Origin of the sequence: Phenylobacterium sp. CCH9-H3, from assembly GCF_001557235.1 — a bacterium.
In the GTDB taxonomy this organism is placed as follows: domain Bacteria; phylum Pseudomonadota; class Alphaproteobacteria; order Caulobacterales; family Caulobacteraceae; genus Phenylobacterium.
Genome location: NZ_LSJI01000185.1, coordinates 1 through 11,318 on the forward strand (window position 1 = coordinate 1; position 11,318 = coordinate 11,318).

The window sequence follows — 11,318 nt, forward strand, 5'->3', positions numbered from 1 at the left end:
CGGCGCCGACGATTACATGACCAAGCCGTTCCACAAGGACGAGCTGGTCGCCCGCCTGCGGGCGGTGATCCGCAGGTCCAAGGGGCATGCCCAGTCGCTGATCACGGTCGGCGACATGGTCATCGACCTGGACGCCAAGGTGGTCCACGTGAACGACCAGCGCGTCCACCTTACGGGCCGCGAGTACCAGACGCTGGAACTCATGGCCCTGCGCAAGGGCAAGGCGATCACCAAGGACATCTTCCTGTCCAGCCTCTACGGCGGCATGGACGAGCCGGGCGCCAAGATCGTCGACGTCTTCATCTGCAAGCTGCGCAAGAAGCTCGCCCCGGTCACCGACGGCCGCCATGTCATCGAGACGGTCTGGGGCGGCGGCTACGTGCTGCGCGAGGCGGGCGCGGTCCAGGAGGCGACCGCGGCCTGAGGCCGGGGCCGGATCATTCCGCCGGGACGAGGGTCTCGGTCGGACGATGCGGCGCGGCGGCGTGAAGGCTGCGATAGGCGCTGGCCGACTGGGCGAACTTGCGCCGGAACCAGTGGGCGAAGGCCGAGAGGCTGGAGAAGCCCAGGATGTCGGCGACCCCCTGCAGCGGCCGATCGCTGTTGACCAGGAGCGAGGCGGCCATCTCCCGGCGCGTGGCGTCCAGGATGTCCGAGAAGGTGGTCCCCTCGGCGGACAGCCGCCGGTGAAGCGTGCGGCGATCCATGCCCAGCTGCTGGGCCACGCGTTCGACCGAACAGACCCCGTCGGGCAGCAGCGCCACGATCAGGTCCGCGACCTTGTCGCGCAACCGGGTCCGGCGATCCGCCCCCATTCTGTCGAGATATCGCGCCAGATCCCGGGCCATCTCGGGATCGGCCGCGGGGAGGGCGACGTCCAGGTCGGAACGGCGCATGACCACCGCCATGCCGTCCTGGTCGAACAGCGGCGTCACGCCCAGCAACCGGCGATAGGACTCCATCCGCGCGGGCGCGGCGTGCGTGAATCGCACTTCCAGGGGTTTCCAGCCCTCCCCCACGACGGATTTCAGCAGCCGCACGGCCGTGGTCACCGCCAGATCCTGGGCCTGCCTCTGCTGCCAGGGCGGGCCATGGATGCGCAGGACGGCCTGGTCGCCGAACTCCTCCAGCGCCAGGGAATAGGCGTCGTTCTGCAGCCACTGGTACCGGGCATAGGCGGCCAGGGCGCGGCGCAGATCGGGCTGCTCGCGGATCACCAGCCCCACCGCGCCCATGTGGGAGCCGCGCCGCCGCTCGGCGAGGCGTAGGGCGAAGTCCTCGGCGCCGGACTGTTCGGCGGCCATTTCCAGCATCCGGCACATGAGCTCGACCGAGACCCGCAAGTCGGGGTCGGTCAGCACCTCCCGGGGCAGCCCGACGGCGGCGGCCAGCGCATGGGCGTCGAGGCCCAGCTCGCGGGTGAACTCCAGGAATCCGGTCAGGCCGGCGGACCGGCCGAGCTGTGGCATGACCACTCCCCCCGAATGGACCCTGTCATGAACAACCCGTTGCCCGGGCAAATCAAGAAGGAACGTGGGAGGGGCCGCTGACCGCCGCCCCCGCGGGGTCTAGCCGGCAGCCTGGCGGCCTTCGTCCCGGGCGTCGGCGGCCGCGGGCGGCGCGACGGCGGCGGCGATCGCCGTGAATAGCTCGGTGACGTTGAGCGGCTTGGGCACCACGTCGTCCATCCCGGCGGCGCGGTAGCTCGCGAGCTGGTGGGCCATGGTGTTGGCCGTCACCGCCAGGATCGGCGTGCGCACGCGGCCCAGCACCGCCTCGCGGGCGCGGATGGTCATGGTCGCCGTGGGGCCATCCATCATCGGCATCTGCACGTCCATCAGGATGATGTCCCAGTGCGCCGACTCCCAGGCCCGCACCGCTTCGGCCCCGTTTTCGACGATGGTCGGCTCCAGGCCGAACTGCGCCAGGATCGCCTTCAGGACCATCTGGTTCACCGGATTATCCTCGGCCGCCAGCACCCGCATCGTGCCTTCGGACAGCGCCCGCGGCAGGTCCAGCGGCATCGGCTCGGGCGCCGGACGCTCCACCTGGCGGAGCGGGAGTTCCACGGCGAAGGTGCTGCCGTGGCCCGGCGCGCTGCCGACCGTGATGGCGCCGCCCATCGCCCGGCACAGTTCCTGGCAGATCGCCAGGCCCAGGCCCGCGCCGCCGTAGGCGCGGGTGGCGGAACCGTCCGCCTGCACGAATTTCTCGAAGAGTCGGGTGACCCGGTCGGGCGCGATGCCGATGCCGGTGTCCGCCACCTCGAACCGCAGGCCGGCCGCGCTGCGGAGGATCTGGACAGTCACCGCGCCCGCGTGGGTGAACTTCACGGCGTTGGAGATGAGATTGGACAGGATCTGGCGCACGCGCGCCGCATCGCCCCGCCACAGGCCTTCGGCGGCCGCGTCGATCCCAAGGGTGAACTTGAGGGACTTGGCGCGAGCCTCGGCCACGAAGGCCGTATGCGCCGCCTCGGCGACGGCGCGCATGTCGAAGTCCTCGTTGTCCAGCAGCAGCCGCCCGGCTTCGATGCGCGAGATGTCCAGCAGGTCGTCCAGGAGGTCCATGAGCGCCGAACCGCTTTCCCGGATGACCCGCAGGCGGTCGCGCTGGAGGGCGGGCAGCGGGTCCAGGTCCATGGCCTGGGCCATCCCCAGCACGCCGTTCAGCGGCGTGCGGATCTCATGGCTCATCACCGTGAGGAAGTCGCTCTTGGCGCGGTTGGCTTCCTCGGCGGCCTGGCGCGCCTCGTCCTGGGCGCGGGCCACGCGGTGGGCCTCGGTGACGTCCACATAGGTGGCGAGGCACAGGCTCCAGGGCGCGCCCAGGCCTGAGGTGAACCGGAAGTGCGCCCGCACCATCCGCGACTCGCCCTCGGTCACCAGCAACTCGGCCTCGAACGCCGGGATCGCGCCGCTCGCGTCGATCTTGTCGAGGCCGGCGCAGAGCGCCTCCAGGAAGCCCGGGCCGAAGTGGCCCATGCCGCCGTGGCGGCTGAGCAGGGCCCGGGCCGCCGCGTTGGCTTCGATCACAGCGGAATCCTCGGCCACGGCGTCCATGCTGGCGTAGAGGCTCCTGGCGATCGTCCCCAACCCCGCGTCCGGCCGCAGGTGCGCCTGCAGGCGCGTGTGGAAGGCGGTGGCGTCGAAGCACACCAGGGCCGTCGGGCTGTTGTCGAAGACCATGCGCCAGCGGTGGTTGCCGGCCTCGGCCTCGGCGCCCAGCCGCTGGAGGGCATCGCGCTCGCGGGCCATGGAACCGGACATCCGCAGCACGAAGGCGGTGAAGGCCAGGCCGCCGAGGGCCAGCAGCACGGTGTCGCCGAGGTGGAAGTGGCCGCCGCCGAACGCCGCATAGACGGGCGTCAGGACCAGCAGCGCCGCCGGCGGCGTCACAAGGCTGGCGACCGCCAGCCGCGAGCCCGACGAACGGATGGCGTTGCTGAGGGCGACGGCGCAGAGCAGCACGGCCGCGCCGGCCAGCGCCACGGCGTCGGACCCCGGCGCCACCAGCACCGCGGCGATGGCGGAGTAGGTGGCCGCGCTGAAGGCCATCGCGAGGGCCGCAAGGGCGCGGGGACCCGCCGCGGTGGGCGCCGCCAAGGCCCGGCGCGCCAGGATCCCCTCGAGAGCGCCGGCAATGACCGTGACCGCGAACCAGGGTGCGACGAAGGGATTCTGGGTGCCCAGCCATACCAGGACGGCGATGACCGCCGCCTCGAAAATCCTGGCCCGGCGCGCCTTGGCGCGGACCCGCAGGACCCGCGAGAAACGCGCGCCCTCGTCGTCCCGCGCTTCGCGCATGGGCGGGAGTCCGATCATCCGGTGACGACCGCTGCCGAGCGGCCGGCCGTGGGGAGAGGGCGCATTCTGCAGTCCCGTTACCGTCCTGAAGTGGGAACTTGCCCTCCGGCCACTAATTCACGGTTAAAAGTGGGAATTGTCCGTCGACATAAAATCAAGAGGCGCCTTTACCGCGAAGAAACCATAGTCCTTCGGAATATTCGCAACGCTGCCCTTGTTGGTGCGCTTGGGAATTCGGCCTCAGGATGGGAATCCTGATTACATTTTCCAGACTTTGAGTATCCGGACCGCCATGCCGGTCGGGAGTTCTACCTGTCATTTCGTCGAGATTCGGCGTCAGCGCGTGACTGCGGGGGGCGGCCGTAGGCGAGGAGCCGCTCCGCGGCCAGCGGATCTTCCATCATGTTGCGGATGATCTGTTGCAGCACGCGCGCCGCCTCGCGGGCGGAGGCCTCGTCGACGCCCGCCAGCATGGCGCGGTTGCTCTCCAGCAGGCTGGCGACGGCGCCGTCGAAGGCGGTCTCGCCCGCCGCGCTGAGCGCCACCTGCACCTGCCGCCGGTCGCGCGCCGGAGACCAGCGCTCCACCAGTCCCTGCGCCACCAGGTGGTCGACGACACGGGTCAGCGTGGTGCGGTCGACGGCGGCATAGAGGGCGAGATCCTTCATCGAGCAGTTTTGGATGCGGCGAATTACCGCAAGGGTGCGCCAGTGCTGCAGTGTCAGGCCGGAGGCGCCCGCCGTCCGACCGAAGAACAGGTCGCGCTGCCGGGCCGCCTGGAACAGCAGATAGAACAGGTACTCCGCTGGCCCGAGCGGGAATTCACCCGTGAAATCAACGGACGGATCGGCAGGGCGAGGCGTGGGCATGAAACCGGCTCCAGGCGCCGCAGGGCGTCCTCGGGGCTCATTCGCCGCTGATTTGTATGCGATTGCAATATGTGCAAATGCACAGTGTTATTGCGCCATTAACTGTCGCCTGCTTAGGCTTCACCTTAGCAGAGCTGAGGACCTCCCCCCTTGAGCCACATCACCGCTTTCGTCGACGAGGATGCCGGCCGCGAGCTCGAGCCCGCGAGCGCCGAGGTCCTGGCGTGCCTGGCCCTCAACCGCGCGATCCTGCAGACCCTGGCGTCGTTGTCGCCGACCCTGGCCGGCGTGGCCGAGCGCGCGCTGTCCGACGAACTGGGCCTCGCCCGGGGCAGTGGGGCCCCGCACCGGACCGTCGAGCTGATCGAGGACGCGCGCGACCGGCTTCAGGACGACGCCGGCGCCCTTGAGATGATGGGCGCGCTGGAAATGGCCCTGGTCGCCGCCGCGGACGCACTGCCCGACATCGCGGGTCTCCAGACGGCCTGAGCCGAACTCGACGCTTCCGATAATCTTCCGCCTTGCCCGCCACCGCCTGACGCGGGCCGGCGCGTAGGCGCATGCGCGACCCCGGCGCGGTCGTCCGGGCGCAGGCGTTTCAGGCGGCGGGCGCGACGCGGGCCCGCACGCGACGCAGGCCGTCCAGGATCGAATCGGCGCCTGCCGCGCCGGCCTTGTCGCCCAGGTTGGCCAGCAGGCGGATGCCGTCCACGTGCACGTCGATCGCCGGCCAGTTCATGGGCTCGCCGCTGCGGAACCAGTCGGCCAGGTCGCAGAGGCTGAATGCCGCCTCGGCCAGGGCCCCGAGCCCGAAGGTTCCGGCGATGCCGAAGGTCGCGTTGCTGGTGTCGTAGATCGCGTCGAGCACCGAGGTGTCGCCCTCGCGGCCCTTGGCGGCCAGCGCGGTCAGTTGCTCGGCCTTCTCGATGAGGACCTTGGCGGACGAGCCGCGCACCGACTCGACCCGGCCTTCGGCGGCCCGGATGGCGTCCTCCGGGCGGCGGCCGCCAGGCTCGCGGGCGATCTGGCCCAGCTTGTTCTCGACGGCGAAGATGCGGGAAGGACCGGTCATTACGCGACAGCTTTCGGGTTGAACAGGGCGTCGATCTCGTCCTGGTCGAGGTTGGGGGTCTTGGCCATGCCGACCTCCGCCGACAGATCGTCGTGGCGGCGGCCCTTCATGCCGACGGGAGGGCCCAGCGCCTTGACGCGGCGATCGGGCCCGCAATAGCCGGGGGAATTCACGAACTTGCGCTGGTCGTGCATCAGCCAGACGATGCGCTGCATCATGACCGTCGGGACGGCGGGCTTGGCGACCACGAAGCTGGCGCCGGCGTCGCGGCCGCGGAACACCTGCGAGGGGCGGGTGTGGCCGGTCACCAGGATCACGGGCGCGAAGCTGTTGGGATCCAGTTCGGCGCGGCGCAGCCAGCTGATGAATTCGTAGCCTTCGGCGTCGTTCAGGGCGCTGTCGACGACCATCAGGTTGATGATCCGCTCCTTCACCACGGCCTTGCAGTCGGCCATGGTCTGGCACTTCCGGGGCGAGTGGACACCGAAACCGGCGAACATCTCGGCCATGATGGTCAGGCCCTGCAGGTCCCCGCACGCCAGCAAGACCTCTGCGGTGGAGAGGTTGACGCGTTCGGTCTTTCCGTAGGCCTGGCTCATGCCCTCAGTCCCAGAAGGTCATCGGATCTCCGGTTTCCGCCGGAGCGTGGGAGGGATCGGACAGGCGGCGCGCCTGCTCTGTGAGGGTCAGGACGCGTAGGGCGTCGTCGATGTCGGCGGCCACGTCGCCCGGCGCGGCGTCGGCCAGGGCGCGGACGAACGAGGCCAGGCCCGACAGGCGCTGGCTGAGGAGGTCGGCGGCCTGGGCCTCGATCATCGCCGCCGGATCGGACTGGCCCGCCGTCAGGACGAGGCGCGAGATCAGGTCCTGGAGCTGATCGCCGACGGCGACCAGGTCCGTGACCTCCCGGGCGACCAGGTCCAGGGACTCCGAAAGAGACCGCGCGGCGGCGGGCTGGCTCATCAGAACAGCTCCAGCGCGCCGGAATCCTGGACCGGCGCCACGGGCTGGCGGCGCTCGGCGACGAAGACCTTGGCCTCGGTGGGCGCCAGCAGGATCTGCCGCGCACGGCCGGTGCCGGGCCAGTACTGGATGCGGCGGGCGCGGTCGCCCCGGAGCGATCCGCCCACGTGGCGCAGACCCTCGTCCCGCACGAACCGCTCGGCGAACTCCGAGTTCTGGCCGCCCACGTCCGACAGGCCGTCGAACAGGTGCGCGCCGCCGAACAGCTTCACTTCCAGACGGTCGCGCCGGCACCCCTTGCGGAGCAGGTCGTTGAGCAGCAGTTCCATCGACTGGACCCCGTAGCGGAGCCCCTCGTCCCCGGCCTCGCCGGGCAGCAGGAAATGGTTCATCCCGCCGATCCCGGTCACAGGATCGCGGATGCAGGCCGCCACGCACGATCCGAGGATCGTGGTGAGCACCACGTCATCGCCTTCGGCGACGTGGAATTGGCCCTGGATCACGTGGATCTTGCGGGGTTCCGCGTCGTAGGCGTGGCTTTGTCCGGCCAGGCCCACGGTCACGCGAGGACGCCGAAGATCGCTTCGATCTTTTCCTTCAGGGTGCCGACGGTGAACGGCTTCACGAGGTAGTTGTTGACCCCGAACTGCACCGCCCGCTGCACCAGCTCCTTGTCGGCCCGGCCGGTGAGCATGATGAAGGCCGTCTTCTGGATCGGCGGGTGCGACCGGATCGCCCGCAACAGGCCGAGGCCGTCAAGCTTCGGCATGTTGTAGTCGGAGATCACGAGCTGCACCGGCCGCGACAGCATGTGGCGCAGGCCGTCCTCGCCATCCGCGGCTTCGTGGATGGTCCGGAAGCCCAGCTGTTGCAGGCCCGTGCGCACAAGGGAGCGCATGGTCTGCTGGTCGTCGACGACGAGGCAGGGAATTGAGGAGGGCGCCGGCATCTCAGCGTTCCACTTCTTTGTTCGTGAGGTTGCGGATGGCGGGGCCGAGCTTCTCCAGGGGGAGCTGGCGCTCGACCGCGCCCAGTTCGTAGGCTGCGCGGGGCATGCCGTAGACGACGCAGGTCGCCTCGTCCTGGCCCAACGTCTTGGCGCCGGCCTCCCGCATGGCGAGGAGACCCTTGGCGCCGTCCCGGCCCATGCCGGTCAGGATCACGCCGACGGCGTGCTCCTTGGCGGCCCGGGCGACGGATGAGAAGAGAACGTCCACCGAGGGGCAGTGGCCGCTCACCGGATCGCCGTGGGCGACGCGGCAGCGCAGGTGCCGGGCGCCCTCGACCTCAAGGTGGAAGTCGCCGCCCGGCGCCACATAGACGCGGCCCGGAACCAGCGGGTCGCCGTCGCGCGCTTCCGTCACCGTGGCGGCGGAGGCGCGGTTCAGGCGTTCGGCGAAGCTCTTGGTGAAGCTCGCAGGCATGTGCTGGGCGATCACCGTGGGCGCGCAATTGGCCGGCAGGCGCTCGATGATGTTGAGCAGAGCCTCGACCCCGCCGGTGGACGAGCCGATGGCCACGACCTTTTCGGACGGGGTGAAGAGGTCGACCGGGGCCGGCTCGGTGCGCGCGACCCGGGAGCGGACCCGCGCCCGGGCGGCGATCTTCACCTTCTCGGCCAGGCGGCTGAAGCCGATCGGGTCGGCCCCGCCCGGCTTTTCCACGCAGTCCACGGCGCCCAGTTCCAGCGCCGCCAGCGTCGCCTCGGCGCCGCGGCTGGTGAGGGTGGAGACCATCACCACGGGCATCGGGCGCAGGCGCATGATCCGTTCCAGGAAGTCGATGCCGTTCATGTTCGGCATCTCGACGTCCAGGGTGATCACGTCGGGGTTCAGGGCCTTGATCGCATCGCGGGCCTGCAGAGGATCGCCGGCTTCGCCCACGACCTCCAGGTCCGGATCGGCCGACAGCGCGGCCGAGATCAGCCGGCGCATGGTGCTCGAATCGTCGACGACGAGGACGCGGGTCATCGGGCCGACTCCTCGATGCGGCGGTAGGTGGTCACGCCGTCGGGCTTGTAGGCGGCGACCGCCGGACCCTGGATCCGCTCGGAGTGGCCGATGTAGAGGGCGCCTCCCACCTTGTTCAGGGGCGCGAAGCGGCTCCACAGGCGGGCCTGGGTGTCGTCCTCGAAGTAGATCGCCACGTTGCGGCAGAAGATGGCGTCGAACTGACCCTTCATCGGCCAGTCGCCGATCAGGTTCAGCTCGTTGAAGGTGATCAGCTCGCGCAGGTCGTCGGACATCTTCACCCGGCCGTCGGCCATGGGTGACGTCCAGCGCTTGCGATAGCCGTCCGGAATGCCTTCCAGCAGGTGCGGCGCATAGGCCCCGCCGCGGCCTTCGGCGACCATGTTGGGGTCGATGTCCGTGGCCAGGATCTTCACGTCGCGATCGGCCGCCTCGGGCATCAGCGACAGGATCGTCATGGCGATCGAGAACGGTTCCTGGCCGCTCGAGCAGGCGGCCGACCAGATGCGAACCTTGCCGCCGCGACGCGCCGCGTCCAGCAGGGGCGGGAGCACGCGCTCCTTCAGGTGGTCGAAGTGGTGCGGCTCGCGGAAGAAGCGGGTGACGTTGGTGGTCAGGGCGGCCAGCATCTTCTGGCGCTCGTCGACGCCGTCGGCGCCGGCCACCAGTGCGCAGTAGTCCTTGAAGCTCGTCAGGCCCAGCGCGCGCAGGCGCTTCGCCAGCCGCGAATAGACCAGCGTCGCCTTGGCGTCGGGCAGGTGGATGCCGGCGTCGCCATGCACCATCGCCGAGATCTTGCGGAAATCGGCGTCGGTGAAGGCGAACTCGCCATCGACCATGTTTGCGCCCGGGCGCGTGGATGTCGGCGCACTCGCACTCATCAGGCGGCTTCCAGCTCCATGTCGGGCAGGACGCGGTCGAGGCCGATCAGGCTGATCATGCGGCCGTCCATGGCGATCAGGCCGCGAATGAACGACTTGGCCGTCTCGGACGCGACGTCCGGGGTCGGCTGGATGACGTCGTCGGTGACCGTCAGGATGTCGCTCACCGCGTCGACCAGCAGGCCCACGACCTGCTCGCCGATCTGGGCGACGATGATGACGTTCCGGTCGCTGGCCTCGGTGCTCTCGAAGCCCAGGCGCGAGGCCAGGTCCACGATCGGCAGCACCGCGCCGCGCAGGTTGATGACGCCCTTCACGAAGGACGGCGATTGGGGAAGGGCCGTGGCCGCGGTCCAGCCGCGGATCTCGCGGATGGCCATGATGTCCACGCAGAACTCCTGGGCGCCGATGCGGAAGGAGATCAGTTCCTTCATGCCGCCGGCGTGGTTCTGGCCGTTCTGACTGATGATCTGGTTCATGTTCAGCCTGCCTTGCGCATGTCGCCGCGGGAAACGGTGACGATGGTGTCGATATCGAGAATGAGGGCCACGCGGCCGTCGCCCAGGATGGTGGCCGCGGCGACGCCGGGCACCTGGCGGTAGTTGGCCTCGAGGGACTTGATGACCACCTGGCGCTGGCCCTGGATGGCGTCGCACAGCAGGGCCGCGCGCGCGCCGCCTTCGCCTTCGATCAGCAGGGCCACGCCCTGGGTCGCCGGCAGCGGCTCGTTGCGGTAGCCGAGGGCCATGCCCACGTCGATCAGGGGCACGAAGCCGCCGCGGATCGAGATCACGCGGGCGTGGCCGCCCAGGCTGTGGACGTCCTCGGCCTTGGGCTGCAGCGTCTCGACGATGGCGGTGATCGGCGCCACCAGCGTCTGGTTCTGGACCGAGACCACCATGCCGTCGAGGACGGCCAGGGTCAGCGGCAGGCTCATGGTGAAGGTCGAGCCCTTGCCGGGCTTGGACGAGATGGTGATCCGGCCGCCCAGGGCCTGGATCGAACGGCGGACCACGTCCATGCCGACGCCGCGGCCCGAGATGTCGCTCACCTCGGCGGCCGTCGAGAAGCCGGGCATGAAGATCAGGTTGTCGATCTCCTCGTCCGACAGCGTGGCCTCGGCCGAGATCAGGCCCTTCTCGATGGCGATGCCCTTGACGCGCTCGCGGTTGATGCCGCCGCCGTCGTCCGAGACCTCGATCACGATCCGGCCCGAGCGGTGGGCCGCCGAAAGCTTCACGACGCCCTCGGCCGGCTTGCCCGCCGCGGCGCGCTTCTCTGGGTTTTCCAGCCCGTGGTCGATGGCGTTGCGGATCATGTGCGTCAGCGGGTCGGCCAGGCGCTCGATCACGGTCTTGTCGACCTCGGTGCCTTCGCCCTCGGTGACGAGGCGCACCGGCTTGCCGGTCATGGCGGCCACTTCGCGCACCAGGCGCGGCATCCGCTGGAACACCGACTTCACGGGCTGGGCCCGGATGGCCATGACGCTGTCCTGGATCTCGCGGGTCAGCTGCTCCAGCTCGTCCAGGCCCATGGCCACAGCGCTGGCGCGGGCCAGGCCCGCCTCCATCACCCGCTGGGCCAGCACGGCCTGATTGATCACCAGTTCGCCGACCAGGTCGATGAGCCGGTCCACGCGGTCCAGGTCGACGCGGATCGTCGCGCCGGCCTCGGTCTTGCGCGGGCCGCCGGCGGCCTGGCCCTCGGCGGCCGTCTCGTTGGCCGCGGCCGGCGCGACGATCCGCGTCGACCTGGAC

Annotated in this window: 14 protein-coding genes; 2 read left to right on the forward strand and 12 right to left on the reverse strand. The window is 70.0% G+C overall.

Annotated features, from left to right (window positions below; all coding sequences use genetic code 11):
* Positions 1–424: response regulator transcription factor (locus tag AX721_RS17000; protein WP_197422618.1), on the forward strand; the 424-nt coding region annotated here is incomplete at its 5' end.
* Between the two features lie 13 nt (positions 425–437).
* Here AX721_RS17000 and AX721_RS17005 read toward each other — a convergent pair.
* The 3 genes from AX721_RS17005 to AX721_RS17015 form a co-directional block, all read right to left on the reverse strand.
* On the reverse strand, positions 438–1,469 hold the full coding sequence (locus tag AX721_RS17005) for an AraC family transcriptional regulator (protein ID WP_068877181.1): 1,032 nt from the start codon (positions 1,467–1,469) through the stop codon (positions 438–440).
* A gap of 99 nt (positions 1,470–1,568) precedes the next feature.
* Entirely contained in the window at positions 1,569–3,806 is a 2,238-nt protein-coding gene (locus AX721_RS17010; RefSeq protein WP_068877182.1) for an ATP-binding protein, read from the reverse strand.
* 308 nt (positions 3,807–4,114) lie between these two features.
* Positions 4,115–4,675 carry a MarR family winged helix-turn-helix transcriptional regulator gene (locus AX721_RS17015; RefSeq protein WP_068877183.1) on the reverse strand — a complete coding sequence of 187 codons (561 nt, stop codon included), beginning with the start codon at positions 4,673–4,675 and terminating at the stop codon, positions 4,115–4,117.
* Between the two features lie 150 nt (positions 4,676–4,825).
* On the opposite strand from AX721_RS17015, the gene AX721_RS17020 reads away from it, so the two are divergent.
* The gene (locus AX721_RS17020) at positions 4,826–5,164 is read left to right on the forward strand and encodes a hypothetical protein (protein ID WP_068877184.1); all 339 of its coding nucleotides are present in this window, start codon (positions 4,826–4,828) and stop codon (positions 5,162–5,164) included.
* Between the two features lie 109 nt (positions 5,165–5,273).
* On the opposite strand, the gene AX721_RS17025 is transcribed toward AX721_RS17020, so the two are convergent.
* The 9 genes from AX721_RS17025 to AX721_RS17065 form a co-directional block, all read right to left on the reverse strand.
* Complete coding sequence (locus AX721_RS17025; RefSeq protein WP_068877185.1) at positions 5,274–5,747, reverse strand: hypothetical protein; 474 nt, start codon at positions 5,745–5,747, stop codon at positions 5,274–5,276.
* Positions 5,747–6,346 (reverse strand): response regulator, encoded by a 600-nt coding sequence (locus AX721_RS17030; RefSeq protein WP_068877186.1) that lies wholly within the window; start codon positions 6,344–6,346, stop codon positions 5,747–5,749. Before AX721_RS17030 ends, AX721_RS17025 begins: the two co-directional genes overlap by 1 nt.
* 4 nt (positions 6,347–6,350) lie before the next feature.
* Entirely contained in the window at positions 6,351–6,710 is a 360-nt protein-coding gene (locus AX721_RS17035; RefSeq protein WP_068877187.1) for a hypothetical protein, read from the reverse strand.
* Positions 6,710–7,261, reverse strand: coding sequence for a chemotaxis protein CheD (locus AX721_RS17040; protein WP_068877192.1), 552 nt, complete (start codon positions 7,259–7,261; stop codon positions 6,710–6,712). The genes AX721_RS17035 and AX721_RS17040 overlap by 1 nt, the downstream gene beginning before the upstream one ends.
* 8 nt (positions 7,262–7,269) lie before the next feature.
* Positions 7,270–7,659: a response regulator gene (locus tag AX721_RS17045; protein ID WP_068877188.1), complete on the reverse strand. Its 390-nt coding sequence runs from the start codon at positions 7,657–7,659 to the stop codon at positions 7,270–7,272.
* A gap of 1 nt (position 7,660) precedes the next feature.
* Positions 7,661–8,680, reverse strand: a complete 1,020-nt coding sequence (locus tag AX721_RS17050) for a chemotaxis response regulator protein-glutamate methylesterase (RefSeq protein ID WP_068877189.1) — start codon at positions 8,678–8,680, stop codon at positions 7,661–7,663.
* On the reverse strand, positions 8,677–9,519 hold the full coding sequence (locus AX721_RS17055; RefSeq protein WP_231733299.1) for a protein-glutamate O-methyltransferase CheR: 843 nt from the start codon (positions 9,517–9,519) through the stop codon (positions 8,677–8,679). Before AX721_RS17055 ends, AX721_RS17050 begins: the two co-directional genes overlap by 4 nt.
* A gap of 41 nt (positions 9,520–9,560) precedes the next feature.
* Positions 9,561–10,040 (reverse strand): chemotaxis protein CheW, encoded by a 480-nt coding sequence (locus tag AX721_RS17060; RefSeq protein ID WP_068877191.1) that lies wholly within the window; start codon positions 10,038–10,040, stop codon positions 9,561–9,563.
* A 2-nt stretch (positions 10,041–10,042) separates the two neighbouring features.
* A partial coding sequence (locus AX721_RS17065) for a chemotaxis protein CheA (protein ID WP_197422619.1) occupies positions 10,043–11,318 on the reverse strand: 1,276 nt, incomplete at its 5' end.